The 24,571-nt window shown below is 39.9% G+C and carries 24 protein-coding genes and 6 tRNA genes; 23 read left to right on the top strand and 7 right to left on the bottom strand.

Going from position 1 to position 24,571, the window contains the following annotated elements; genetic code table 11:
- Positions 1-4: 4 nt before the first annotated feature.
- The 4 genes from EP1X_RS05225 to EP1X_RS05210 are packed head-to-tail and all read left to right on the top strand — an operon-like array spanning position 5 to position 5,512.
- Complete coding sequence (locus tag EP1X_RS05225) at positions 5-1,918, top strand: amylo-alpha-1,6-glucosidase (RefSeq protein ID WP_055282388.1); 1,914 nt, start codon at positions 5-7, stop codon at positions 1,916-1,918.
- Positions 1,899-2,858, top strand: coding sequence for a glycoside hydrolase family 130 protein (locus EP1X_RS05220; protein ID WP_055282386.1), 960 nt, complete (start codon positions 1,899-1,901; stop codon positions 2,856-2,858). The genes EP1X_RS05225 and EP1X_RS05220 overlap by 20 nt, the downstream gene beginning before the upstream one ends.
- Positions 2,859-2,888: 30 nt before the next feature.
- Complete coding sequence (locus EP1X_RS05215) at positions 2,889-4,514, top strand: iron ABC transporter permease (protein ID WP_055282384.1); 1,626 nt, start codon at positions 2,889-2,891, stop codon at positions 4,512-4,514.
- A complete protein-coding gene (locus EP1X_RS05210; RefSeq protein WP_055282382.1) occupies positions 4,508-5,512 on the top strand; it encodes an ABC transporter ATP-binding protein in 1,005 nt (334 codons plus the stop codon). Before EP1X_RS05215 ends, EP1X_RS05210 begins: the two co-directional genes overlap by 7 nt.
- Positions 5,513-5,522: 10 nt before the next feature.
- On the opposite strand, the gene EP1X_RS05205 is transcribed toward EP1X_RS05210, so the two are convergent.
- A complete protein-coding gene (locus EP1X_RS05205; RefSeq protein ID WP_055282380.1) occupies positions 5,523-6,587 on the bottom strand; it encodes a thiamine ABC transporter substrate binding subunit in 1,065 nt (354 codons plus the stop codon).
- A gap of 117 nt (positions 6,588-6,704) precedes the next feature.
- Here EP1X_RS05205 and EP1X_RS05200 point away from each other — a divergent pair.
- Positions 6,705-6,782, top strand: a tRNA-Gly gene (locus EP1X_RS05200).
- A 75-nt stretch (positions 6,783-6,857) separates the two neighbouring features.
- Positions 6,858-7,013 (top strand): hypothetical protein, encoded by a 156-nt coding sequence (locus EP1X_RS10065; protein ID WP_156300709.1) that lies wholly within the window; start codon positions 6,858-6,860, stop codon positions 7,011-7,013.
- Here EP1X_RS10065 and EP1X_RS05195 read toward each other — a convergent pair.
- Both EP1X_RS05195 and EP1X_RS05190 read right to left on the bottom strand, forming a co-directional pair.
- Positions 7,010-9,193: a hypothetical protein gene (locus EP1X_RS05195; RefSeq protein ID WP_055282378.1), complete on the bottom strand. Its 2,184-nt coding sequence runs from the start codon at positions 9,191-9,193 to the stop codon at positions 7,010-7,012. The two genes, EP1X_RS10065 and EP1X_RS05195, sit on opposite strands and share 4 nt — an antisense overlap.
- A 219-nt stretch (positions 9,194-9,412) precedes the next feature.
- On the bottom strand, positions 9,413-10,195 hold the full coding sequence (locus tag EP1X_RS05190) for a BtpA/SgcQ family protein (protein WP_055282375.1): 783 nt from the start codon (positions 10,193-10,195) through the stop codon (positions 9,413-9,415).
- 262 nt (positions 10,196-10,457) lie between these two features.
- On the opposite strand from EP1X_RS05190, the gene EP1X_RS05185 reads away from it, so the two are divergent.
- Positions 10,458-11,027, top strand: a complete 570-nt coding sequence (locus EP1X_RS05185; RefSeq protein ID WP_055282373.1) for a PH domain-containing protein — start codon at positions 10,458-10,460, stop codon at positions 11,025-11,027.
- A 61-nt stretch (positions 11,028-11,088) separates the two neighbouring features.
- Here the strand turns inward: EP1X_RS05185 and EP1X_RS05180 are convergent, their stop codons facing one another.
- Positions 11,089-11,673: an RNA ligase partner protein gene (locus tag EP1X_RS05180; protein ID WP_055282370.1), complete on the bottom strand. Its 585-nt coding sequence runs from the start codon at positions 11,671-11,673 to the stop codon at positions 11,089-11,091.
- 87 nt (positions 11,674-11,760) lie between these two features.
- On the opposite strand from EP1X_RS05180, the gene EP1X_RS05175 reads away from it, so the two are divergent.
- The 11 genes from EP1X_RS05175 to rpl12p all read left to right on the top strand — a co-directional run bounded on the left by EP1X_RS05175 (position 11,761) and on the right by rpl12p (position 19,197).
- Positions 11,761-12,957 (top strand): hypothetical protein, encoded by a 1,197-nt coding sequence (locus EP1X_RS05175; protein WP_055282369.1) that lies wholly within the window; start codon positions 11,761-11,763, stop codon positions 12,955-12,957.
- A gap of 55 nt (positions 12,958-13,012) precedes the next feature.
- The gene (locus tag EP1X_RS10135) at positions 13,013-13,168 is read left to right on the top strand and encodes a hypothetical protein (protein ID WP_172672597.1); all 156 of its coding nucleotides are present in this window, start codon (positions 13,013-13,015) and stop codon (positions 13,166-13,168) included.
- A 2-nt stretch (positions 13,169-13,170) separates the two neighbouring features.
- Positions 13,171-13,350 (top strand): class III signal peptide-containing protein, encoded by a 180-nt coding sequence (locus EP1X_RS05170; RefSeq protein ID WP_055282368.1) that lies wholly within the window; start codon positions 13,171-13,173, stop codon positions 13,348-13,350.
- Between the two features lie 358 nt (positions 13,351-13,708).
- On the top strand, positions 13,709-14,530 hold the full coding sequence (locus EP1X_RS05165) for a D-aminoacyl-tRNA deacylase (RefSeq protein ID WP_055282366.1): 822 nt from the start codon (positions 13,709-13,711) through the stop codon (positions 14,528-14,530).
- Positions 14,531-14,660: 130 nt separating this feature from the next.
- On the top strand, positions 14,661-15,782 hold the full coding sequence (gene ftsZ / locus EP1X_RS05160) for a cell division protein FtsZ (RefSeq protein WP_055282364.1): 1,122 nt from the start codon (positions 14,661-14,663) through the stop codon (positions 15,780-15,782).
- 126 nt (positions 15,783-15,908) lie between these two features.
- A complete protein-coding gene (locus EP1X_RS05155; protein ID WP_055282362.1) occupies positions 15,909-16,097 on the top strand; it encodes a protein translocase SEC61 complex subunit gamma in 189 nt (62 codons plus the stop codon).
- 19 nt (positions 16,098-16,116) lie between these two features.
- The gene (locus EP1X_RS05150; RefSeq protein WP_055282357.1) at positions 16,117-16,575 is read left to right on the top strand and encodes a transcription elongation factor Spt5; all 459 of its coding nucleotides are present in this window, start codon (positions 16,117-16,119) and stop codon (positions 16,573-16,575) included.
- A 13-nt stretch (positions 16,576-16,588) separates the two neighbouring features.
- Positions 16,589-17,080 carry a 50S ribosomal protein L11 gene (locus tag EP1X_RS05145; protein ID WP_055282353.1) on the top strand — a complete coding sequence of 164 codons (492 nt, stop codon included), beginning with the start codon at positions 16,589-16,591 and terminating at the stop codon, positions 17,078-17,080.
- An 81-nt stretch (positions 17,081-17,161) separates the two neighbouring features.
- Entirely contained in the window at positions 17,162-17,812 is a 651-nt protein-coding gene (locus EP1X_RS05140) for a 50S ribosomal protein L1 (protein ID WP_055282349.1), read from the top strand.
- Positions 17,813-17,817: 5 nt separating this feature from the next.
- Positions 17,818-18,834, top strand: a complete 1,017-nt coding sequence (locus EP1X_RS05135) for a 50S ribosomal protein L10 (RefSeq protein WP_055282347.1) — start codon at positions 17,818-17,820, stop codon at positions 18,832-18,834.
- A gap of 48 nt (positions 18,835-18,882) precedes the next feature.
- Positions 18,883-19,197, top strand: a complete 315-nt coding sequence (gene rpl12p, locus EP1X_RS05130) for a 50S ribosomal protein P1 (RefSeq protein WP_055282345.1) — start codon at positions 18,883-18,885, stop codon at positions 19,195-19,197.
- A 111-nt stretch (positions 19,198-19,308) separates the two neighbouring features.
- Here rpl12p and dcd read toward each other — a convergent pair whose 3' ends face one another.
- Positions 19,309-19,779: a dCTP deaminase gene (dcd, locus tag EP1X_RS05125; protein ID WP_055282343.1), complete on the bottom strand. Its 471-nt coding sequence runs from the start codon at positions 19,777-19,779 to the stop codon at positions 19,309-19,311.
- 46 nt (positions 19,780-19,825) lie between these two features.
- On the opposite strand from dcd, the gene EP1X_RS05120 reads away from it, so the two are divergent.
- A tRNA-Arg gene (locus tag EP1X_RS05120) sits at positions 19,826-19,901 on the top strand.
- 432 nt (positions 19,902-20,333) lie between these two features.
- On the opposite strand, the gene EP1X_RS05115 is transcribed toward EP1X_RS05120, so the two are convergent.
- Positions 20,334-20,411 (bottom strand) — tRNA-Ile (locus tag EP1X_RS05115).
- Positions 20,412-20,420: 9 nt separating this feature from the next.
- Positions 20,421-20,496: transfer RNA gene (locus EP1X_RS05110), tRNA-Asn, on the bottom strand.
- Positions 20,497-20,594: 98 nt separating this feature from the next.
- Between EP1X_RS05110 and EP1X_RS05105 the strand changes: the two genes are divergently transcribed.
- The 4 genes from EP1X_RS05105 (at position 20,595) to EP1X_RS05090 (ending at position 24,566) form a co-directional block, all read left to right on the top strand.
- A tRNA-Thr gene (locus EP1X_RS05105) sits at positions 20,595-20,671 on the top strand.
- A gap of 11 nt (positions 20,672-20,682) precedes the next feature.
- Positions 20,683-20,760, top strand: a tRNA-Pro gene (locus EP1X_RS05100).
- A 183-nt stretch (positions 20,761-20,943) separates the two neighbouring features.
- Positions 20,944-21,192 carry a DNA-directed RNA polymerase subunit H gene (locus EP1X_RS05095; RefSeq protein WP_055282341.1) on the top strand — a complete coding sequence of 83 codons (249 nt, stop codon included), beginning with the start codon at positions 20,944-20,946 and terminating at the stop codon, positions 21,190-21,192.
- A gap of 17 nt (positions 21,193-21,209) precedes the next feature.
- Entirely contained in the window at positions 21,210-24,566 is a 3,357-nt protein-coding gene (locus EP1X_RS05090) for a DNA-directed RNA polymerase subunit B (protein WP_055282339.1), read from the top strand.
- Positions 24,567-24,571: the final 5 nt, after the last annotated feature.

The raw sequence follows: 24,571 nt of genomic DNA, 5'->3' as shown, positions 1-24,571 counted from the left end.
TAAGATGTCAGTTATCTTATCTTACAATGGAGCTTTTGTGGTTACCAGAGAAAATGGGGATATGAAAGGAACCTACGATGGCTTTTACATCTTTGACACACGCTTTTTGAGGGGGGTTAGACTTAAGTTAAATCATCATAGCGTGCTTATCGGGGCTGCTCAGGAAGGTTCAAGAAAAGCGTATTCTCATTTTTCAATAGGGGACAGAGCAGTTTTGCTGAGAAAAAGGGAGATAAGAGATGATTGGACTTATAGGGAGGAATTTCAGCTATATAATACATCGAGAGAGGTCATAGAGCTTAGGATAGAGTATACATTTAAGGTCCCTATTGAGGATGTCTTTGAGGTTAGAAAATTTGGGGGAGAGAAAATAAAACGACGAGTCAAACGATCTTTCAAAGAGGAAAGCGAGTATCTCTATTTGGGAAAGGATAAAATTGAGAGAAATTTAAAACTAAAAACGAATCTTCAAAGAGAAAAGAACATGTTATTTGCTGAAGTGACCTTAGAACCTCTTCAGAAGGAGATTTTCTATGTTGAGTTTTCTCCTCGAATCTCAAGAGATCGGTTAGATGTTTTTCTTACTGAAAAAAGTCTTAATTTGCCCAATGTAGTCTCTACAAACATGACTTGGTTAGATAGGATCTTTGAGAGAGCAGTAGAGGACTTGGTTGCTTTAACAGCATACACCAACCATGGCATGGTTCCATTTGCAGGGATCCCCTACTATGCTTGTCCATTTGGAAGAGACAGTATCATAACTTCTTGGTTCTTACTTCCATATTATCCCCAATATGCCCAAGGCACATTAAGGTTCTTTGCAAAGATCCAAGGAAAGAAGTTTGATCCACTTAATGAAGAAGAACCTGGTAAAATCCCTCATGAATTTCGTTTTGGAGAGCTTTCTCATGCAAAGAGAATTCCCTTTGCCCCTTACTATGGAACTGTAGATGCCACCCCACTTTACATCATTCTTGCTTCAGAATATCTACAGTGGAGCGGAGATAAGGACCTCATAGAAAAGCTTAAACCTAATTTAACAGCTGCTGTTGAGTGGATTCTGAGAAAACTAGAGGAGGGAGGGGGGTATATAAGATATAAGGCGGGGATGTTAGCAAATCAAGGATGGAAGGACTCAAAGGAGGGGATCCCCACTGAAAAGGGCCTTCCAACAAAGCATCCTATTGCCTTGGTTGAAGTTCAGGGGTATGCCTACAAAGCTCTAAGGGATGCTGCTTTACTTGAACTTACTTTCCTTGATTCAAAGATGCTCGAAAGGGAAGCTAAAAAATTAAAGAAACGCTTTAATAAAGACTTTTGGACTGGGAACTTTTATGCTTTGGCTTTAGATGGTGAAAATAACCCATCTAAAGTCGTATCTTCAAACGTAGGCCATCTATTATTCACTGGCATAGCTAAGTATGAAAAGGAGATATCTGAAAGACTATTCGAAGAGGATATGTTTTCTGGATGGGGCATTAGAACTTTAAGTTCAAAAGAAGAAGCCTATAATCCATTCAGTTATCATAATGGGAGTATATGGCCTCACGACAATGCAATAATAGCTCTTGGACTTTCCTTGAGAAGAGAAAAAGAAAAAGTGAGAATACTTTCTGAGGCAGTGCTTAAAGCTGCAAAGCTTCTTCCCAATGCTCAACTCCCTGAGCTTTATAGCGGGCTTGAGAGTGAGTATCCTCTCCTTTGTCCGCGGGCAAATGCTCCTCAAGCTTGGAGTGCAGCAAGTGTTTTTGCATTTCTTACAGCGTTATTAGGTCTAAGAGTGGATGAAAAGCTTATTGTAGATCCCTCTTTGCCAGAGGGTATTAGAATCACTACTCGGGTTGTATTTAGAGGGAAGTCACACTGGATTAAAGCTAAGGGTAAGGAGGTTGTTAGACTTGAAGGGAGAATCTTTTGAGAAACTGTTTAGGATTGAGGGAAGGAACATTCTAGTGGAACCACCTGAAAAACTTCCACAACCAATTATCTCGCCTTCAGAGGAAGGTTTTGATTCAAGAAATACATACAACCCAGCTGTTATTAAGGAGAGAAATAGGATTGTGATGCTATACAGGGCTGAATCCAAAGATGACAAGATTACAGGCAGAATTGGACTTGCAATAAGCGAAGATGGAATTAATTTCTTACAACATCCCGAACCCGTCATAGAGCCCGAATACAAATGGGAGAGTGCAGGGGTAGAAGATCCTCGAGTTGTAAAAGTTGGAAAAACATATTACATGACCTACACAGGTTATGATGGAAAAACTGCTCGATTATGCTTGGCTACATCAAAGAATCTCTTAACGTGGAAGAAACATGGGCCAATATTTGAGGATTTCAAATATGAGAAAAACAATATTGAAGGGTGGACAAAAAGTGGATCAATCCTTCCTGAGAAGCTTAGAGATGGAGATTTTAGAGGTAAGTATATCATGTATTTTGGAGATTCTCACATTTGGATGGGAGTTTCAAAAGACTTAATAAACTGGGAATATATAGAGGAGCCAGTTCTTTCTCCTAGGAAAGAAAATTTTGATAATGTTTTAGTAGAACCAGGCCCGCCCTTAGTTTCTATGGATGAAAAAATACTCCTGATATACAATAGTGCTGGCAAAGAGGAAGGAACACTAAAGTACAGAGTTGGAGCAGCGATCTTTAGTAAGGATGATCCAAGAGAGCTCATTGCACGAACTGAGAATCCTATAATGTTTCCAGAGTATGAATGGGAGATATGGGGTTATGTTAACAATGTGGTTTTCCTAGAAGGCATGGTTGAACATGGTGGAAAAATTCTCCTCTACTATGGGGGAGCTGATAGATACATTGGTTTGGCATATTGGACAACAGACTTATAAAATACTATAACTCACTAAAACACGATGAAAATGAGGTGGAGGAGTGCAATCTTAGTATTTCCTTTAGCTTTCCTGGTACTCTTTTTCTATTTCCCTTTAACTAGTATATTAAAGGAAGGCTTGTGGGAGAATGGGTTCACATTAAGGTATATTCTCCAAGTTCTTTCAAACAGCTACCATAGGAGAGTTATATTTTTCACATTTTGGCAAGCATTGGCCTCCACACTTTTGACACTCTTTCTTGGTTTTCCAGGAGCTTACATATTTGCAAAATATGAATTTCCAGGAAAAGGTATTCTAAAAGCCATTCTAACTGTTCCTTTTGTGATGCCAAGTATTATGGTTGCTTTAGGATTTATTCTCCTTTTTGGCCGTGTAGGGATCATAACTCAGATTTTAGGAAGGGATTTGGGGATCCTTTACTCTTGGAAGGCCATAATTCTTGCTCATGCGTTTTACAATTTTCCTGTTGTTGTTCGAATGGTATCTTCACTTTGGCAACGCATAAATCCTCACTATGAGGAAGCTGCAATAAGCCTTGGGGCAAGGGGTTTCACACTTTTTAGAAAAGTAACTCTACCAATGCTCATGCCTGCTATTTTTGCTTCTTCTATGTTAACATTTGTTTTCTGTTTTCTGAGTTTTTCTATCCCCCTTATTCTAGGTGGGTACCAGTATGCTACTATAGAGGTAGATATTTTTACCTCCATAATGACACTCCTTGATTTTAAGACTGGCGCTGCACTGGCAATAATCCAAATTTTCTTAAGCCTTATTTTTATGTATCTCTACCTTAAAAGTTTGGACTTATATGCAAAAGCTGAGAAGCAAAAAGTGTTTAGAGAACCTATTCATTTAACATTTAAAAAACTCATAAGTGTGAGAGGTTTGTTGATAATCTTTTATTCTCTTGTGGTTTTTCTATTTATATTATCCCCTCTCCTTGCCGTTATTTATCATTCTTTCACATATGGGGGTAGTTTCACACTCGAATGGTACAGAAGAGTTTTTTCTCCTGAATATAATCCTATATTTGGTGCAAACAGTATAACTGCAATTAGGAATTCTCTTTTGTTTGGTTTTTCTGCAGTGATTCTATCAACGTTCTTGGCCCTGAGTATAGCATACATCATGTATAGGTGGAGGTTTAAAGGGAAAAATTTCTTCGATGCTATTGTAATGCTCCCCCTAGCTTCTTCGGCAATTACACTTGGATTGGGATACATAAGAGCTTTCCATAAGCCTCCACTTGAGTTTCTTGGTACATGGTATTTGATAGTCTTTGCTCATACAATAATAGCCTATCCGTTTGTTCTAAGATCTGTCTCAACTAGTCTGAAAAAAATAAATCCAAACTTAAAGGAAGCTGCAATGAGTCTGGGAGTCAATGAACTTGGTGCATTTCTAAAAGTTGAGCTTCCATTGGCATTTGGTGGGATAATTGTTGGAGCTATCTTTGCTTTTGCCATGAGTATAGCTGAACTTGGAGCCACATACATGATTTATAGGCCAGAATATACCACAATCACAATAGCAATTTATCGATTCTTAGGTTCTCGGCAATTGGGGCCGGCTTCGGCAATGTCTGTACTCTTAATATTAGTTAGCACAATAGCTTTTATAGTCATCGAGAGAACGGGTGAAGAGATATGGTGAGGGTTAGGCTTGAAGGGATAAAGATGTCTTGGGAAGATTTCCAGCTTGAGATTCCCCATCTAGAGGCAAAAGCAGGAGAATTCTTGACTCTTCTTGGACCGAGTGGTTGTGGAAAAACCACAACGCTAAGAATAATCGCTGGCTTTGAAAGGCCAGATAAAGGGGCAGTCTACTTTGGTGAGAAGCTTATGAATAACGTTCCACCATACGAAAGGAATATTGGTATAGTTTTCCAAGATTATGCTTTGTTTCCTCATATGAATGTTTTTGATAATATAGCATTTGGGTTAAAGGTCAGGAAGATCTCTAGGAATGAAATAGAGAAAAAAGTGATCTGGGCACTTGAATTAGTAGGGCTAAAAGGCTTTGAGAAGAGATATCCAGAACAGCTTAGCGGAGGCCAACAACAAAGAGTGGCCTTGGCCAGAGCTCTGGTAATAGAACCCCAAGTTCTTCTTTTGGATGAACCTCTCTCAAATCTTGATGCAAAGATTCGTGAGAGACTTAGAGGTGAGATAAAGAGAATTCAGCGGGAACTTGGGATAACCACAATTTATGTTACCCATGATCAAGAGGAAGCAATGGCAATAAGTGATAGAATTGCTGTGATGAATATTGGAAAAGTTGAACAGATTGGGACTCCATTAGAACTCTACTATAATCCAAACACTGAGTTTGTAGCTCAGTTTCTTGGACTATCAAACATCTTAGAACTTAAAGCTGTAGAGGGAAAAGCGTGTCTTGGGGAACTTTGTTTCAATGTTGGAAGAGAAGGAAAGGTGAAGATATTTTTTAGACCTGAAAGTGTGTATATCGAAGAAGGAAAAACCGGTGAGATAGTGAGTTACGAGCTTTCGCCTGGTAGAATAAGATTTAAAATCGATGTAGAGGGAAAAATAATAATAGCAGAACGCTTTCTAAGTGAAATTCCATTCTCTATCAAAAATCTACCAAAAAGAGTGGGAGTAAGAATAAAGCAGTTTTCAATAATTGGATAAAAGAAAAAGATCACGTACGAGCATTTATTATCTCTTCTGGACTTTTTCCTTCTACCATAAGTGCGGTCCACTCTTTGATCCAGCGTTCAAAGTTTTCTTTGATGTAAGTTGGCTCGAGAGTTACTGGCTTTATCTCATTTGGTTGTACTGCGTATTCAAAGACTTCTGGAAGTTTGACATTTGGATTCACTGGGTACATCCACTGGTTAGTGGGAATTGCACTCTGGAACTCTTCAGTGAGCATAAATTCTATGAATTTCTTTGCTAACTCCTTGTTCTTTGCTCCTTTTATTATTCCCGCTCCTTCTATTTGCATGTAGTTGCCTTCTTCGAATGCTATGGCCTTTACATAGGTTATATTATCATAATAGACTGTTGCAGCAGGAGAAGTTGCATAGCTAAGCACGAGAGGGAATTCACCGTTCATAAATGCTGTCCAAGCTTCTGTCCATCCCTTAACTATGTGAACATCATTCTCCTTAAGCTTTTGCCAGTAGTAGAGATATCCTTCGTCACCATAAACTGCTATTGTCCATAGGAGAAACGCTGCACCAGGAGAACTTGTTCTTGGGTCTTCAATAACAAGTTTGCCTTTCCATTCTGGTTTTGTAAGATCTTCAAGACTCTTTGGTGGGTTCTGGATCATATCTTCTCTATAGTTTATTGCTATGTATCCATAGTCATAAGGAGTTAAATGGAATGTTGGATCAAATATTAGGTTTTCGGGAATGAGTTTTATGTTCTCAGGTTTATATGTTTCTAGGACTCCAGCTTCGATAGCTTTTGCCAAAAGACTGTTATCTATGCCTATAACCAAGTCTGCTCTTGGACTGTCTTTTTCTAGGATAAGTCTGTTTAGTACCTCTCCAGCATCCCCGATAAGTTGTAGTTCAACTTTGACCCCATACTTCTCCTCGAACTTTGGAATTACTTCGCTTGCAAGATATTCAAAGCTGTCGTACGAGTAAACAACGAGTTTTTGCTCTTCTGTCTGGGTTGTTTGTGTTTGTTGATTGATGCATCCCAGTGCTGTTGCCATAAGTACAAGACTTAAAATAATTGCAAGCTTCTTCATATCCTTCACCTAAAACCGATTTTTACATGTACATAACCTTGTTCTGGAAGTGATTTAAAAACCTTCCTCATCGCAAACTTTATAAATCCAAATCCACTCATGTTAAAACAGCTACATGCGGTGGTAGTCTAGCCTGGTCTAGGACACCGGCCTTCCAAGCCGGTGACCCGGGTTCGAATCCCGGCCACCGCACCACAATTTGTTTTTGGAGGTTTTCTGTTCTCTAAATTCTTAAATATTAGTAAGTTCACTTCTTTCTTGGTGACATTGATGTGTAATATTACAAAAGAAAAGCTTATTCAACTTCTAAAAGAAGCCGAAACGGCACATGCTGAATATGAAAAGAAGCTTGGAAAGAGGGACGAAAACTGGCCTGAGTGGTATGCGGAATATATAATAGAAAAACTCAAAAAGGAAAAAAATTAACCAAAAAGATCTCCTATGACCTCCACGATCCTGTACACTTTTATCACTATTTTCACAGCAAGGATCCTTAGAGTTCTCCTAAACCCGACACCGCTGTATCTTATCTCCCCCATTTTTAGAGCGTTTACTCCAGTACTTACAGGATGTTCTGAGTTTATGATTCTTCTTGCAACGTCTTCACTTGTCCATGCCCTCATCGTCGGCTTTGAAATTTTGCCTTTTGAAAATTCCACTATGCGGCCATTTTCCGTCACGACGCCCATGTTGAGGATGCTTTTGTTTTCAAGCGTTATCTCGAGGTCTATCCTCTCATTTCCAGCTATTCTTTTGATAAATCCTGGCAGATTATCGGCATTTTCATTGTATATGGGCACATATTCTCTCAGAAGCTCAAAGAGAGTTTGTTCCTCAACAACTTCAATGACTTCGGGTTCAAGCTCATTTATGCCTCCTGTGCTTATCATGAGCCCCATTATATTGTACTCAACGAACATTTCTGCATTTCCTGACCATTCAACCTCAATGAGGTTTTCTTCTCTCAGAATCCTCTCATCCACAAGATACACAAGTTCATAGGCATCCAAATCTGGTTCCTCATCATATGCAATGATGGGCTCGATTAGCTCTAACTCTAACTCGTTCTCATTTACATAGAGTTTTATATTCTCAAGGAAATACTCTCCATATTCAATAACCACAGGAGTTGCTTCAACGAGTATGCTTACGTAGGGTTGGTTGTTCGGATCGAGCTTTATCACTTTTAAAAATTCCTCATCCAGATCCCAAGAAATTTGTTCGGGTCTTTTAGCAGTCTCCCGTGGGGGCACCGTCTGCTTTACGGGATCTTTTATCGCTTTATCAAGGGCTGTTTCTGTCCTTTCTCTATTTCCATGATCAGAGACCCAAAATATGAGCTGCTCGTTTTTGTTCATTTTTTTGCTCACGTTTATAATAGCCTCAAAAAGGGCCTTTTTTGTCCCTGGCCCATCCACATAGTTCGGGACATTTGTGCCGTCTGGCATGGTTTTCCCATTTCCAGCCAGAGTTATTATATTGGCATCCGTAAAACCCTGTTTTTTAAGTGCTTTATATGCTCTATCGAGGTTGTTCCAGTGCCTCTTGCTATCCGCGTCTCCAGCAAAGAGGATAGCATGCTTGCTTGCAACATCTGAACCATCAGCTTTTTTTCCTATCTTAATATTATCTCCATTTCCCACCGAAGTGTACTGAGGAGTTTCCTTGAACCCTAACCCATAGGGGCCGCGTGCATCTTGTTGCTCGGCTCTTTTGGCCATTTCTTTCATTGTTGGGGCATCTCCACCTGTCCTTTCTAACTCCTCTCCAATTTCCTTTGGGTAGTAACCCTCAGGTCGAGTGAATCCTCTTCTCCCCATTTCGGGCCAGCTGGCTGGTGTGTACCCATCAGCAAGGCCCCACGCAGGTTCATCATGTTTAGATGCGCTCAAAAAGGCCGCATCGCCTGTGCCTTTAAGCTTTTCTTTAAGGTCATCAATCATTCCTCCGCCAAAGCACTGGTTGAAGATGAAGACCATATTCGCATAGCCCGTTCTCTTGGCTATCCACATCTTCATCATGTTTGCAAGTTGCCAGTCGTAAACATATCCCCCAGAGCTCGTCACAATGCTGCTTGCATAGTCATTTGGTTGATCATAGAAATATGAGCACTCATCGGAATAAAGAACTGCTGGAGTAGTTTTAACTTCTATTAATAGCTTTCCTTTTCCGGAATCTATTGTGTATTTCCCCGGCTTGCTTATCTTTATAGAACCAGACCCTATTGCACTATTAGATAAAATGTCGTTGTATTCCTCCAAATCCACGTCAATAGTTATCTCATTCAGTGGAGAACACTCTTTATGGCTGTAGAGTAGTCTCTTGCGGATGTAGCCCATTTTTCCTTTTAGAGTGTCCCAGTCATAGTATATCATTTCAATGTTCCCGTTCTTACTTTCGTGACCCTTATGAACTATTTTATAGTTTCCTACGATATCAGCATAGCCGTTCCACCCATCGTCCATATCTTCGCTAAGGGAAACTCCGAGAAGATAAACGTCTACTTGGATCGCAGGAGAACCCGGAGGATCGAAGTGTGCAGTAACTGAAGATAATATCAAGCTTAGACTGATCATTAAGCTCAATAATATCCAACCTTTTTTCATTATCAATACCTCCTTTGTCTGTGCACCAAAACCGGAAGATTGAAAAGACCTCTCATCGAGTTATTAGTTGGATTTAGAAGAGAGACTTCTATAAGTAATATCTCATTACCTTCTGAAAGTCCTCCTCAAGACAGGGTGTTTTCATTTAGAACTGGTATATTGAAAACTGAGCATTAGCCCAGATAATATATCAAAAAGGTGAGATCGGGGAAAGATATCTCAAAGATTTTTCCGAAGTCTTGTTGCTAGCTCAACAATTTTTCTTGCTCGTTCTGGATCAATATCATTTTGGCTTTTCCCATCTTTTTTGATCCATGTTCCAATAATGAATCCATCTGCATATGGCCAGAGATTTGGTAAGTTATTATAAGTGGTGCCAGAACCAACTAAGACTGGAACATTTGAAATATTTTTAGCTATCTTTAGCTTTTTTAAATCTACTTCACTTCCCGTTCGTTGTCCACTTATTATTACAGCATCTGCTAAACCTCTTTCGATCGTATCATTTAGAGCTTCTTCAAAATCCCCAAAATGATATCCATGCTTGACGTGGACATCGGCAAAGATTTTTATTTTTGATGGAAGCAATTTTCTCAGCTTAGCAAGTTCATTGGCTACTCCCTCAATCACTCCTTGATCTGTATAAGCAACTCCAGTTAGTACGTTCACCCTAATGAAATCAGCTTTCACTGTATATGCTATTGAATAGGCTGCTATGGCATCGTTTCTCAGTACATTTATGCCAAGTGGTAGTGAAATCACGTCTTTAATAGACTTTGAAATAACGCTCATAGCAGCAATCGTTATTGGTTCAACAGTTTTTGAAAACGGTATGTCATTGAAGTTTTCAATCATTATTGCATCAAAACCTGCTTGTTCAAGCTTTTCTGCTTCTCTGATGGCATGTTCGAGCACTACATCAAAGTTTTCTTCATAAAGATATGAGCCTGGCAGGGATTTGAGATGAACCATCCCAATGAGAACTTTTCTTTCAAAATTCATGAAATCACCTAACCATAAGTTAAGTTATTTGGCATAATAAACTTTATTCATTGAGCATCTTGGGGGTAATATAATTACCAATCCCGATTTTGCCTTTTGTTTCAGTTAATTTTGACAAATATTGAGGTATACTGAATGTTACGGCGGGGAGGAGGTCAGGGAGAAGAAAGTGAATTTTCTATTTGTTTTCTTTTATTAATTTAAGAAAGCAACGGACAAGGTTATATATTCTTAAATGGGAAATGTAAAATGGTGAGAGTGCATGAAAGAAAAACTTCCGAAAGGAGTCTTGGAAAACCTTGCCCCAGATGAAAAGGTTCTCTATGCAATAAGAAAGAAATTTAGTCTTGAAGCAAAGCCTAAGTGGCTTGTGGTAACTGATAGAAGGATTATGTACATAGATGAGAAAATTCTGGGGAGATATGAACTAACAGCGATACCGTATGAGAAACTTGAACTAGTTTATACCAAAGTTGGAAAGCTCTATTCTGAATTTCTAATCAAAAGGGAAGATGGAAGTGAAATTGTACTACCAAGAATGGATAAAGAGGAAGCAAAAAAAGCAATAGGGGCCATAAGAGATGCACTAAACGAAATTGCTGTTGAACCGGTTTTAATTGAGAGAAAGAAACACTTAATGAGTGAGGAGTGGATAATTCATAAGCCAAGGGAAATCGTGAGTAGGGGGATACGAATGGAGCCAAGGAAAACCACAATTAAACAAGAAGATCCGCTTGAAAAGCTTAAAAAGCTCAAAGAACTCTACGATATGGGCGTGCTCTCTCAGGAGGAGTATGAAGAAAAGAGGAAGAAACTTCTAGAACAAATTTGATTCTTCTCTAATTCTTTCATAAACATGTCTTTTAATTCCAAGAGGTTAGTTTGGAAAAAGTTCAGACCTTTTCTATTAACTCATCTAGAACTTCCTTGAACCGGGCAGCATCGATCCATTTAATACCCATTTTCTGGGCCCATGTTAGAATACCGACATCTGCAGAGACTATTGTGGCGTCCAGTTCTTTGGCAAGTAATATAAGCTCAAAATCTTCTTTGCTATCAACTATTCCCTCTCTTAAAGCTTTTCTATAATTTCTCCGAAGTTTTTGTATTATTGTATTTACGTTCTGACTATCTACTACACTCTCTCTAACTGCCTTTTCTGCGACTCTAAGTCCTTTATCAATTCTTCTTCGTATGTCCTCAATAAGTTCATAAACAACGAAAGCAGGGATTTTAATATCATGAACATTGGGTGGTTTCTTTACAATATAAATTTCTATATTTGGAGAAACCTCTTCAAGTTCAACAAAATGGGTGACCTCTTTGTAAATTCCAGGTGGCATATAGAACTCTACTCTCCCAAAAAGACGCTCAGCATATTCTAAGAATTTTTTCATAGCTTCGGTAGGGTTTTCTCCAAACTTATTTCTAATATCGGGATTTACAAAAATACTTGTATCAAGGATAAAGCGAATCATTTTTATCACACTCTATTATTGTATCTCAGACCTTAAAACGGTAACCTTAAATTCTTTCTACTCCTTAACATTCTGGAGGTTGGTGAGATGAAAGTAGGAATAGCGTTTGGAATTAGTGAAATAGCAGACCCTAAGGCCTTTGAAGAAAAAGCTTCCAAGTTTTTAATGAAACTTGTGGATGAATTTGAAATAGAAGGAGGCACTTTTATATCTTCAAAATCAGACACTAGAGAGGTGGACTTTAAGGATGTAGACATCATTGTTATTTATCCTCTTACAGGAGGGACTGAAAATGCTTTGAAAGAATTTGTTTATTACAGAAAGCCGATAATTCTTTTTGGAGACTCTTTCAATAACTCCATTGCTGCGGCTATTGAGCTTAGGGAATATTTTAGGGACAACCTAATCCCGACAGCACTTGTGAAGAGTATTAGTGAACTAAAAGCAGCCCTTTTAGGGTATGAGGATATAAAAAACATGCTTGATAAATTCCTCAACATTAGGTTGGGTCTTATAGGAAGGACTTCGATTTGGCTGATAAATGAGAAATTCGGACTTCCTTATATTCATATAAGTTTGAAAAAATTCTATGAGTATTATGATGCAACTACTGAAGCTGAAGGCTGGAAGGCTGTGGAGGAAATTATTGCAAAAGCCAAGGAGATTAAAGAGCCACAAAGGGAAGATCTTGTAAAAGCTGGTAGAATATATGTGGCTCTTAAGAAAATAATTAATGATTACAAATTGGATGGATTTGCCATAGGATGCTTTGAAATGCTTAACAAACTTAATGCAACTCCCTGTTTGGCATTAGCAATGTTGAATGCAGAGGGAATTCCCGCCGCATGTGAAGGGGAGCTAAATTCTCTATTGGGGATGCTTATAGTGAGAAGATTCTTTGATAAACCAGCTTTTATGGGTAACATAGCAGATTATGGAGAGAATCATATAATCTTGGCTCACTGTACTGCTCCACTAATTGCCAACTATATTTTAAGATCACACTTTGAAAGTGGAAAAGGCGTGGGTGTTGCAGTAAATCTTCCAAAAGGGAAGGCCTCTTTACTAAAAATCAGAGGAAGAAAGGCAGTGGTAGCAGGAGTTGAAGTTTTGGGTCAAGAGAGGAGTGAATATAGATGTAGAACCCAATTAAAGCTTAAAATAGAAGAAGCAAAAGATTTCGTTGATGGAACTCTAGGGAACCATCATCTGCTAGTGTATGTGGATAGTGAAGAACTTGCGGACCTTTTGAGTGAACTTGGTTTTGAAGTTATGCTTTATTAACCATCTTTTCTTTTTGACTAAACATTTATTAAGATCTTTGATAGTTATTCTTTATATGGTGGTTAGAATGGATGAAAAAGAGAAAAAGATATTAATGTATGTATTGGACAAATTAGTGGACTTTGTGATCATAACTAGTGCAGTTGCAGTTGGGTTTATTATTGCATCAGGTTTCGTGGCAAAGCAAATAGCTCAAGCATTTGGGGGATAAACATGAAAAGAAATGCTCAAGCAGCCATAGAGTATTTGATGATGGTAGCTATTATATTGATAATTGTTTTTGTGGTAATTCGAATAGTTAGGCAGACAGTATTAAATGCAGCTCAAAACATTCAAAACTTAACTCAAACAATTATTCAAGAATTAGAAAAAGCAAGAAGGGGAGGAGGTTAACTTCTGAGTTTTCTAAATAACTTAAGAGCAATAATTACGGTACCTCCTAGGGCTACTGGGACGAGATGAAGTGTTGCACCTGTCAATCCTATTGCATCAATAATCAATCTTATTTCTTTTCTTAGGTTTTTTGGAACATTCTGTTAAGGAGATTGCTAGTAGGTACATTACATAACACCAGTACTAGTTTTCCTGTGTTTATTATTGATTCATAGGTTACTGAGTACATTTTCTTTCCATTTTCTTTCCATTTTCTGTTTTTGAGATGGCTCCACGATTAAGGAAAAGACTATCATCCCACTTAAGAAGTAGGCAAAAGTTTTTATGATTTTTCTCAGTGATTTGTAGGGGATATAAAATGAAAGTTGTAATGACAACAAAAGTGGATTTGGCTTCTATGAACATTAGACAAAAATTAACTGAAAATTTCGGATTTAAAGAAACCGACCAAGAATTTGATGATAGTGTGGTCTATCAGAACAGAGAGATCATCTTACTAACTACAAATAGGGAAATGATATACTATGATAACCTTGATTTGGAGATAAAAAGACAGCTTGGAATAACTCCTGAGATTATAGTATTTGCATCAAGGCACTCAAGTCAGCAAAGATTGCCCGCTTTAACAACGCATGTTACAGGTAACTGGGGAAAAGCTATGTATGGAGGAAAAGACGAGAGTTTGGCTCTTTCCCAACCAGTAGCGATGAAACTGGCACTTTTAAAGCTAAGTGAACTTAATGATTTGGGATGGACAGTATGTTATGAAGCCACGCACCACGGACCAAGTGAACTTAATGTGCCATCTTTATTTATAGAAATTGGATCTAGTGAGGACGAGTGGAAAAACGATAAAGCAGGGGAGATTGTTGCAGAGACTATCTTGTACGTGATTAACAATTATGATAGAAATCACAACTTTAAAACAGTAATTGGGATTGGTGGCGGCCATTATGCTCCAAAACAAACCAAGGCTGCTTTAAATTCGGAACTTGCATTTTCTCACATAGTGGCAAAATATGCACATCCTATTTCAAAGGAAATGCTTCTTAAAGCTATAAACAGAACTTCAGGTGTAGTAAATGGTATTTACGTAGATTGGAAAGGTAGTAAAGGGGAAACGAAACAGATGGCTAGGGCTATTGCAGAAGAATTTGATTTGGAGTTTATTAAGGACTAACAAAGAAGCGAAATGTTTAAAGGTTTAAAAGTACACATTTAAATATCAGTTGAACTAACTTAGCTAAGGTTTATATATGTAGAGAATGTGAAAAAACATTTAGAACTGTTATCGGCCGGAGGGTGAAAAGATGTTGAAATTGATTGAAAATGCAATAGAAAGAACATCTGCAGGAGCAAGTACTCCAGTTGAAGTTCAAACACCAACTTCTGACATTGATGAAGAACTTAAGAGAATTTTGGAACAGGTGCAAGCAAAAATCTATGTTATTGGTGTTGGTGGGGCTGGATGTAATACTATCAATAGGATGATGGAAGTTGGGATTCAAGGAGCAAGAGTAATTGCTGTCAATACTGATGCTCAAGACCTTTTAAAGGTAAGAGCACATAAAAAGATCTTGATTGGAAAGGACCTTACAAGAGGACTTGGTGCAGGAAACAATCCAAAAGTTGGTGAAGAAGCAGCGAAAGAAAGTGAAAGGGATATTAGGGATGCTCTTGAAGGGGCCGATATGGTATTCATCACTTGTGGTCTTGGTGGGGGTACTGGTACTGGTGCGGCCCCAATAGTTGCCGAGCTTGCAAAGAAAATGGGAGCTCTAACAGTTTCAGTAGTCACACTCCCATTCACAGTTGAGGGAATAAGAAGGATTAAAAATGCAGAGTATGGTCTTGAGAGACTCAGAAAGAACAGTGATACTGTAATTGTGATCCCCAATGATAAACTTATGGAAGTTGCTCCGAATTTGCCAATCCAAATGGCATTTAAGGTTTCAGATGAGATTCTTGTGCAAGCTGTTAAAGGCATCACAGAACTCATAACCAGACCAGGTCTAATCAACTTGGACTTTGCTGATGTAAGGGCCGTGATGAAAGACGGTGGCATTGCTATGATCGGTATTGGAGAGAGCGACAGTGAAAAGAGGGCATTAGAAGCTGCAAACCAGGCTTTGAACAGTCCTCTCTTGGATGTTGATATAAGTGGTGCTAAGGGAGCATTGATAAGTATTGCTGGAAGCGATGTTAAACTTGAGGAAGCCCAACAAATAATAGAACTGGTTACAAGTAAACTTGATCCAGAAGCCCAGGTTATTTGGGGAATTCAGTTAGACCATGATCTTGAGAAGACAATAAGAGTGATGGTTGTCGTTACTGGAGTAAGCTCCCCATATGCTGTTGTTGAAGAAGCAGAGGCACCATATTCTTTTGAAGAGGAAAGAAAGGTCGTTAAAATTGATTTAACTGAGCTTTAGAGGGTTTTGTTTTGTCTTTTACTTTTTCATGAATTTTTCCTAAAGTTGTAGGTCTAATGGGTAATAAGGATAACTTTTAAATACTCTATGAATAGTCAACTCTGAAGGTTGTGAGGGGTGTGGAAAATGGCAGAGAGCTATATGGAAAAGTTTAAAAGTTTCCTCTCTGAGTCCAAGAGGGTTTTCCTAGTCACAAAAAAACCGGGTTGGAAAGAATACAAACTTGCTGCTAAAATAACGGGCATTGGAATAATTTTGGTTGGCATTATTGGGATGCTCATCCGTGTTATTGGCTCTTTAGTTCAAGGAACTTGAAGATTAATCGGTGATAAAGATGAGTGAGAACAAAATATTTGCAGTACGTGTAACAGTAGGCCAAGAGGAGAATACAGCCAAGCTTATTTACAGTAAGGCCAAAACTTACAGCTTGCCCATTATGGCTATATTATCCCCCTCAAAAGTTAGGGGATATATTTTTGTTGAGGCCATAGAAAAAGCTGCGGTGGATGAGGCAATAAGAGGCATCAGGCATGCGAAAGGTACACTTCCAGGGCCAATCTCATTTAGTGAAATAGAGCATTTTCTCGAAGAGAAACCTGCTGTTAGTGGATTTGAGCCAGGAGATATCGTTGAATTAATTGCTGGTCCATTTAAGGGTGAGAAAGCTAAAGTTGTCAGAGTTGATGAATCAAAAGATGAGATTGTTGTTGAACTAATTGGAGCAATAGTACCAATCCCCGTAACTGTTAGGGGAGAATACGTTAGGCTTATAAGCAAACGCTCAGAGGAGTAGAGGGGTGAAGAGAATGGCAAAGAAACAAATCGTTGAGGTGTTAGTTGAAGGTGGTAAAGCTACTCCCGGTCCTCCATTGGGTCCAGCTATTGGTCCACTGGGATTAAATGTTAAGCAAGTTGTTGACAGGATAAATGAAGCAACTAAAGACTTCGCTGGAATGCAGGTTCCAGTTAAGATCATTGTTGACCCAGTGACAAGGCAATTTGAGATAGAAGTAGGAACCCCACCAGTAAGCCAACTCATAAAGAAGGAACTGGGTCTAGAAAAAGGATCGGATGAGCCTACAAGAAACATTGTGGGTAATCTAACAATGGAGCAAGTAATTAAAATTGCAAGAGCAAAGAAACAGCAAATGTTAGCAGCTGACTTAAAAGCAGCTGCTAAGGAGGTTATCGGGACGGCTTTAAGCATGGGTGTCACTATTGAAGGCAAGGATCCAAGAGAAGTGCAGAAAGAGATTGATGAAGGAATTTATGATGAAGTATTTGCAAAGGAAGAGTGAGGGAAAAGTTTAAAAATCTCCTCTTTTACGAATTTTTGATTTTTCCTTCCAGTTTAAATAAAAAAGAGGGAGGTCAGAAAAATGGCCTTTGATAGGCAAAAAATCGTGGAAGCGGTGAAGGAGGCAAAGGCCCGGGCTAAGCCGCGTAACTTCACACAGACCCTCGAAGTGGCAGTAAACCTCAAGGATATTGACCTTAAAAAACCTGAGAATAGGTTTAAGCTTGAGGTTATTCTGCCACATGGTCGTGGGAAGGAACCAAAAATCGCGGTCATCGCTGATGGTGCCGTTGCCGAGGCGGCTAAAAAGCTCGGGCTTAGGGTAATTAGTGGTGAGGAATTAGAAGAATTGGGGAGCAATCCAAGGGCTGCGAGGAAAATAGCAAAGAACTACGACTTTTTCATTGCGGCTGCCCCATTGATGCCAAAGATTGGTAGGTATCTGGGTAGGTATTTAGGTCCAAGAAACAAAATGCCTGTAGTAGTTCCTCCAATGGTGACAGACCTTACCCCATTTGTTGAGAAACTTAAAAAGACCGTTAGAATACAACTTAAGAACAACCCAGTAGTTCATGCCCCAGTTGGCACTGAGGCTATGGAAGACGAGAAACTCGCTGAAAACATTGAGACAGTGCTCAATGCAATAATAGGAAAACTTGAGAGAGGAGAAAACCAAGTCAAGTCAGCATACGTCAAAACGACAATGGGCCCAGCTGTAAAAATAGAGGGGTGATATAGATGGCTCATGTTGCTGAGTGGAAGAAAAAAGAAGTAGAAGAACTTGCTGAGCTTATCAAAAGTTATCCAGTAATTGCACTGGTAGATGTGGCAGATGTTCCAGCTTATCCATTATCAAAGATGAGAGAGAGCCTCAGGGGTAAGGCAATTTTCAGGGTTTCAAGAAATACATTAATTGAAATTGCCCTCAGAAAGGCAGCACAAGAACTTGGAAATCCTGAGATTGAGAAGCTTGTTGATCACATTCAGGGTGGAGCAGGAATACTTGTAACTGAAATGAATCCCTTTAAGCTCTATAAATTCCTTGAAGAAAGCAAAAAGCCAGCTCCAGCAAAACCTGGAGTTCCAGCACCAAGAGACATTGTAGTTCCAGCAGGTCCGACACCACTGTCCCCCGGACCCCTTGTTGGTGAGATGCAAGCTTTAGGAATTCCTGCAAGAATTGAGAAAGGTAAGGTATCAATACAAAAAGATACAGTTGTATTAAAAGCAGGCGAGATTATAACTCCTCAACTGGCTAATATACTTAACCAGCTTGGAATTGAGCCTCTTGAAGTAGGTCTCAAGCTACTCGCAGCTTATGAGGATGGTATTGTTTACACTCCAGAGGTACTTGCAATTGATGAGGCACAATACATTAGCATGCTTCAACAAGCTTATATGCACGCGTTTAACTTGTCAGTTAACGTAGCATATCCAACAAAGCAAACAATTGAAGCAATTATACAAAAGGCATTCCTTGGTGCAAAGAATGTCGCTGTGGAAGCAGGCTATGTTACCAAAGAGACTGCTGGAGATATACTTGGCAAGGCCTTCAGAATTGCATTGCTCATAGCTCAAGAGTTACCAGAGGAGTTGCTTGACGAGAAGACCAAAGAGCTTTTAAACCAACAAGCACAAGTTATAGCGGCTCAGCCTCAGCCAGCTGAAGAGGCTGAGGAAAAAGTTGAAGAAGAAGAGGAAGAGGAGAAGGAAGAAGAGGAGGCTCTCGCTGGTTTGGGAGCCTTATTTGGCTGATGCGCATCTAATAATGGGAAAATAAAGATAACTTGGAGGTGTAAGGAGATGGAGTATGTATACGCTGCTTTATTGTTACACGCTGCTGGTAAGGAGATAACTGAGGAGAACATAAAGAACCTCCTTCAAGCTGCTGGTGTGGAAGTTGATGAAGCAAGAGTGAAGGCTCTAGTTGCAGCCCTTGAGGGAGTTAACATTGAGGAAGTCATTGAGAAAGCTGCAATGCCAGTTGCAGTTGCAGCTGCTCCAGCTGCAGCTCCAGCTGCTGAGGCTGCAGCAGAAGAAGCTCCAGCAGAAGAGGAAGAAGAGGAAGAGGAGAAGGAAGAAGAGGCTCTCGCTGGACTTGGTGCACTCTTCGGCTGAACTCCCTTCTATTTTCTCCTTTCACTTATATTTCTATGTAAAACCATTTTTGAGGTTCTTGTAGCATGGTAATAGTACTAATCTAACTATGAAAATTGAAGAGAATAAAGCTTATCTTATTTTTCTTTTTGAAAGCTTTAAGTGTTGACTGCCTTGGTAACTACCACGATAAGGGTTGCTTGAGGGTTCCTCAAGGCGATGGAATGCTATTTGTACGAACCGCTCTTCATAATGGAGTACTACTTCTTCTTCAGAACTATTGAACAATGCCAAGGTGAGATTTCCATCCCATCCTGGATCAACCCAAGCAAAACTCCCTAAAAGGCCTTCTCTTGCAAAGGTACTCCTTAGTCTCATATCTCCCATGACGTCATCAGGGAGTTTTACTCTTTCTAAGGTTAGTATCAATGCATGGCCTTTGGGAGGGATAATGACTTTTCCTTCCTCCTCGACATTTATGAACTTCCCATTTACCATAGCTTCCTTTCCAACCCTTAGATCATAGCCTGCTGGCTGAAGAGACTTTTCATTGAAAGGTTCGATTAATATTTCTTTCTTAATTTTATGATCTGGCAGTATCATTTTATCACCGCAACTTTTATGTATACACTTGTTATAACTTTTTTGAGGGCCCGTGGCCTAGGGGATTGGGCGTCGGCCTTCGGAGCCGAAGGTCCCGGGTTCGAATCCCGGCGGGCCCGCCAAAACACCTGTTTCTCATGGTTTCTTTTGAACAATCAAGTTATTTTAAACTCTTAAATTCTTTAATGAGAAACTGTGATCTGTGGAACTTTCGTTTCACCGAGTTCCTAAAATCTTTTAAGTTCTAAGTTTATTGTGGTGGGATCCTATGGCATCAGAAGTGAAATATTTTTCTATTATGGAATCTGGTAAAACTAGGTATTTTGAACTATTACACATTAGAGGATATCTCTTCAAAAATCATCACTTAATTGGAATTTATGTTGAGGATTTCCTCATCTGGATAGATCCAGAAAAACTTCCTGAATGGGTTCATAAAAGACTTTTAACTAAACGAAAGTGCGTATTAAAGTTAGAATTTGAAGAAGGTTTATTATACGGATATTTAGTGGATTTAGAGTCTCAAGAAGAGTGGCTTGTTTTTGAAAAGGAAGTGGTGGGCCCGGGGGGCTTTGAACCCCCGACCACGCGGTTATGAGCCGCGCGCTCTGACCAGGCTGAGCTACGGGCCCATAATTGATTGGCGCCGCCGGCCCGACTTGAACGGGCGACCACCGGATTAACAGTCCGGCGCTCTACCGACTAAGCTACGGCGGCACGAACCCAATGATAGGGAGTATAAGTGCATTTATAAAGCTTACGGTATGGTTTTAGCGAAAAGTTTATATACTCACTAGGGCCTTCTTCATTTCGGTGCCCCGGTAGCCTAGCCTGGTGGGGCGGCGGACTTGTAATCCGCAGGCCGCGGGTTCAAATCCCGCCCGGGGCTCCAGTCATTACAATGGGGCCGTGGGGTAGCTTGGTCTATCCTGCGGGCTTTGGGAGCCCGTGACCCGAGTTCAAATCTCGGCGGCCCCACCATCAAAATGTGCATAAGCGCACATCAATAGCCTCTCATGCGTTTCAAGGGAATTCTTAAACTTTACGCAAACAATATAAACCCTCCTTCAGACTAAACTCTCGAAAAGCTTATATACTCAAATTAAAAGCTGGAGGTAGTGAGAGGGTGTACCTTCTAAAAAATTTTAAAGGGGGCAATTCTCTGTGACGGCGAAAAAAACCTTTACAATATTTGATCATGTGTTAGTTCCTGAGCATAGGGTACTCAATGAGGAAGAGAAGGAAGAATTACTGAAAAAATACAATATTAAGCCTTCTCAGTTACCACAAATCAAGGCAAGTGATCCGGTAGTTCAAGCACTTGAGGCTAAGGTTGGGGATGTAATAGAAATAAAAAGAAAAAGCCCTACTGCGGGGGTTTATTACTATTATAGGATTGTTGTTGAAGATTGAGGTTTTGAGGTGAGAACATGAGAGGTCCTACTGTTGTTGAGGTTACTCCGGATGATCTTTGGCATGTTATGAAAAGCTACTGGAATGAAAAAGGGCTTGTAAGACAGCATCTTGATTCTTATAATGCCTTTATTGACCATGGAATGCAAGAGGTAATTAACGAATTTGGTGGGGTTAAGCCAGATATACCAGACTTTGAAGTTAAATTTGGAAGGATAAGGCTTGGAGAGCCAGAATTCCAGGAAGCCCACGGGCAAAGAAAACCTTTATACCCTATAGATGCTAGAATTAGAAATTTAACTTACTCCGCTCCAATTTTCTTGGAGATGATACCAGTCGTAAAGGGAATTGAACAAGAACCTGTGGAAGTTAGGATTGGAGAACTTCCGGTAATGCTTAAGTCTAAAATCTGTCGCCTTTACAACCTAAGTGCTGAAGAGCTTATAGCATATGGAGAGGATCCAAGAGATCCAGGAGGATATTTCATTATTAATGGTTCTGAAAGGGTTATTGTATCTATCGAGGATTTAGCTCCAAACAGAACTCTTGTTGAAATTGATGAAAGGCAGAATAGGTATATAGCAAAGTGTTTCTCATATAGGCATGGTTATAGGGCATTAATAACTGTGGAAAGAAGAAAAGATGGGTTGTTGTATGTTTCAATCCCCAATGTACCAGGAGTTATTAAGTTTGTGCACCTTATGAGGGCCCTTGGACTCGAAAGTGATAAAGAGATAGTTGATGCCGTGAGCAATAACCCTGAAGTTCAACAAGTTCTCTTTGATAACTTGGAAGATGCAAGTGATGTACAAACTCAAGAAGAGGCTTTGGATTACATTGGGAAAAAAGCAATGCCTGGACAACCAAGAGAATACCGGCTTAGAAGGGCCCAATCAATAATTGACAACAATCTCCTTCCACACATGGGAGTGACCCCTGAAGACAGGATAAAGAAGGCATACTATCTAGGAATGATGGCACTCAAAGTTATTGAACTTTCACTTGGACTAAGAGGCGAAGACGATAAAGACCACTATGCCAGTAAAAGACTTAAACTCGCTGGTGACCTTTTAAGAGATCTCTTCAGAGTTGCATTTGGTCAACTTGTGAAGGACATGCAATATCAACTAACTAAGACTTACCAAAGAAAAGGAGAAAAATATACTTTTCAGGATATCCAAAGGTTTGTGAGGAACTCTGTGAGACCGGATGTATTAACTGAAAGAATTGAACATGCTCTTGCAACCGGGGCTTGGCCGGGAGGAAGGACTGGTGTTAGTCAATTGCTTGATAGAACTAACTACATGTCCACACTTTCTCACTTAAGAAGAGTTACTTCTCCATTAAGCAGAGATCAGCCTCATTTTGAGGCAAGAGATCTGCATGGAACCCATTGGGGAAGAATATGCCCCACTGAGACCCCAGAAGGTCCCAATTGTGGACTGGTTAAGAACTTATCTCTTATGGCCCAGATTACTACAGCAATTTCTGAGGAAGAAGTGTTTGCATATTTAGAGAGTCTTGGAATAGTTCATATTGAGGAGAAAAGGCCTGAACCGGAGGACTGGAGAATTTACCTTAATGGAGTTCTTATTGGTACTTACAGAGATGGTGTGGCATTGGTTAACAGAATAAAAGACGACAGACGGGCAGGAAGGATAAGCGATGTGATAAACGTAGCATACTATGAAGATGTCAGGGAAATTTACATCAACAGCGACGATGGTAGAGTCAGAAGACCCCTCATTATAGTGGAAAATGGTGTTCCAAAATTGACCAAGGAGCATATAGAAGCGATAAAGAACGGAACATTAAAATGGAGCGATTTGGTGAGAATGGGTGTTATTGAATACCTCGATGCTGAGGAAGAAGAGAATGCTTACGTTGCCACTTGGCCGTGGGAAGTTAGTGAGGAGCATACACATTTGGAAATAATGCCTGCTGCCATCCTAGGATTACCTGCTTCGCTCGTTCCATATCCGGAGCACAATGCTGCTCCAAGAAACACCTATGGAGCTGGTATGGCCAAGCAGAGCCTTGGTTTGGGATGGGCTAACTTCAGAATAAGAGTTGATACTAGAGGTCATTTGATGCATTACCCACAGGTTCCACTTGTTAACTCGAGAATTATGGAAGCTGTAGGTTTTGAACAAAGGCCTGCTGGTCAAAACTTTGTTGTTGCAATTCTTAGCTATAGTGGATATAACATGGAAGATGCTGTTATTATGAATAAGGCCTCAATTGAGAGAGGACTGGCAAGATCAACATTCTTCAGGACATATGAAGCTGAAGAAAAGAAATACATGGGTGGACAAACTGATAAGTTTGAAATCCCAGATCCAACCGTTAGAGGATTCTTAGGTGAAAAGTACTATAGAAATCTTGATGAAGATGGAATAGCATTCCCAGAATCAAAGGTTGGGGGAAAAGATGTTCTAGTTGCAAGAACATCTCCACCGAGATTCCTTGAAGAACAAACCAGTTTGGGAGCTGGAATCTTACAGGGAAGAAGAGAAACAAGTGTTACAATGAGACCCGGAGAAGAGGGTATTGTGGACAAGGTTATTATCACCGAAACAGGAGATGGTACTAAACTCGTTAAGGTAACCGTTAGAGACCTTAGAATCCCAGAGTTTGGAGATAAGTTTGCCTCAAGACATGGACAGAAGGGTGTGATTGGACTTATAGTTCCTCAGGAGGACATGCCTTGGACAGAGAATGGAATAGTACCCGATCTCATAGTTAATCCACACGGTATTCCATCTCGTATGACTGTTGGTCAGCTAATTGAAGCAATAGGTGGAAAGGTAGCATCTCTAAAAGGAAGAAGGATCGATGGAACTGCATTTATTGGAGAACCAGAGGAAAAACTTAGAAAAGAACTAGAAGAACTTGGCTTCAAGCACTCTGGAAGAGAAGTTATGTATGATGGAATCACAGGGAGAAAGCTTGAGGCAGATATCTTTGTAGGTGTCATCTACTACCAGAGACTCCACCATATGGTAGCTGATAAACTCCACGCCCGTTCAAGAGGACCAGTACAGGTTCTTACAAAGCAACCAACTGAGGGTAGAGCTAGAGAAGGTGGTTTAAGATTTGGTGAAATGGAACGTGATGTGCTTATAGGACATGGGGCATCAATGCTATTAGTTGAAAGATTGCTAGAGGAAAGCGATAAGACAGAAGTATGGGTATGTGAGAGCTGTGGACATTTAGCAGTCGAAGATAAGCGTAGGGATAAGGTTTACTGCCCCGTATGTGGAGAAGAGGAGAATATAAGTAGGGTAGAGATGAGTTATGCATTCAAGTTGTTGCTTGACGAGATAAAGGCGATGGGTATTAGACCATCATTAAAACTTAAGGAGAGGGTGTGATAGTC

This window comes from Thermococcus sp. EP1, from assembly GCF_001317345.1.
Classification (GTDB): Archaea; Methanobacteriota_B; Thermococci; order Thermococcales; family Thermococcaceae; genus Thermococcus_A.
The sequence above is the reverse complement of the archived record's forward strand: the minus strand, read 5'-3'. Positions and strand labels throughout refer to the sequence as shown.

What these genes read in the sequence shown, in the direction of transcription:
- EP1X_RS05170 (WP_055282368.1), top strand. Translation starts at nt 13,171, where the DNA reads ATGAAAAGAAATGCTCAAGCAGCCATAGAGTATTTGATGATGGTAGCT.
- EP1X_RS05090 (WP_055282339.1), top strand. Translation starts at nt 21,210, where the DNA reads ATGAGAGGTCCTACTGTTGTTGAGGTTACTCCGGATGATCTTTGGCAT.
- EP1X_RS10065 (WP_156300709.1), top strand. Translation starts at nt 6,858, where the DNA reads ATGTGTAATATTACAAAAGAAAAGCTTATTCAACTTCTAAAAGAAGCC.
- EP1X_RS05215 (WP_055282384.1), top strand. Translation starts at nt 2,889, where the DNA reads ATGAGGTGGAGGAGTGCAATCTTAGTATTTCCTTTAGCTTTCCTGGTA.
- EP1X_RS05190 (WP_055282375.1), bottom strand. Translation starts at nt 10,195, where the DNA reads ATGAATTTTGAAAGAAAAGTTCTCATTGGGATGGTTCATCTCAAATCC.
- EP1X_RS05150 (WP_055282357.1), top strand. Translation starts at nt 16,117, where the DNA reads ATGAGTGAGAACAAAATATTTGCAGTACGTGTAACAGTAGGCCAAGAG.
- EP1X_RS05210 (WP_055282382.1), top strand. Translation starts at nt 4,508, where the DNA reads ATGGTGAGGGTTAGGCTTGAAGGGATAAAGATGTCTTGGGAAGATTTC.
- EP1X_RS05225 (WP_055282388.1), top strand. Translation starts at nt 5, where the DNA reads ATGTCAGTTATCTTATCTTACAATGGAGCTTTTGTGGTTACCAGAGAA.
- ftsZ (WP_055282364.1), top strand. Translation starts at nt 14,661, where the DNA reads ATGTTGAAATTGATTGAAAATGCAATAGAAAGAACATCTGCAGGAGCA.
- EP1X_RS05140 (WP_055282349.1), top strand. Translation starts at nt 17,162, where the DNA reads ATGGCCTTTGATAGGCAAAAAATCGTGGAAGCGGTGAAGGAGGCAAAG.
- EP1X_RS05155 (WP_055282362.1), top strand. Translation starts at nt 15,909, where the DNA reads ATGGCAGAGAGCTATATGGAAAAGTTTAAAAGTTTCCTCTCTGAGTCC.
- EP1X_RS05135 (WP_055282347.1), top strand. Translation starts at nt 17,818, where the DNA reads ATGGCTCATGTTGCTGAGTGGAAGAAAAAAGAAGTAGAAGAACTTGCT.
- EP1X_RS05180 (WP_055282370.1), bottom strand. Translation starts at nt 11,673, where the DNA reads ATGATTCGCTTTATCCTTGATACAAGTATTTTTGTAAATCCCGATATT.
- EP1X_RS05165 (WP_055282366.1), top strand. Translation starts at nt 13,709, where the DNA reads ATGAAAGTTGTAATGACAACAAAAGTGGATTTGGCTTCTATGAACATT.
- EP1X_RS05175 (WP_055282369.1), top strand. Translation starts at nt 11,761, where the DNA reads ATGAAAGTAGGAATAGCGTTTGGAATTAGTGAAATAGCAGACCCTAAG.
- EP1X_RS05205 (WP_055282380.1), bottom strand. Translation starts at nt 6,587, where the DNA reads ATGAAGAAGCTTGCAATTATTTTAAGTCTTGTACTTATGGCAACAGCA.
- EP1X_RS10135 (WP_172672597.1), top strand. Translation starts at nt 13,013, where the DNA reads ATGGTGGTTAGAATGGATGAAAAAGAGAAAAAGATATTAATGTATGTA.
- rpl12p (WP_055282345.1), top strand. Translation starts at nt 18,883, where the DNA reads ATGGAGTATGTATACGCTGCTTTATTGTTACACGCTGCTGGTAAGGAG.
- EP1X_RS05195 (WP_055282378.1), bottom strand. Translation starts at nt 9,193, where the DNA reads ATGAAAAAAGGTTGGATATTATTGAGCTTAATGATCAGTCTAAGCTTG.
- EP1X_RS05145 (WP_055282353.1), top strand. Translation starts at nt 16,589, where the DNA reads ATGGCAAAGAAACAAATCGTTGAGGTGTTAGTTGAAGGTGGTAAAGCT.
- dcd (WP_055282343.1), bottom strand. Translation starts at nt 19,779, where the DNA reads ATGATACTGCCAGATCATAAAATTAAGAAAGAAATATTAATCGAACCT.
- EP1X_RS05185 (WP_055282373.1), top strand. Translation starts at nt 10,458, where the DNA reads ATGAAAGAAAAACTTCCGAAAGGAGTCTTGGAAAACCTTGCCCCAGAT.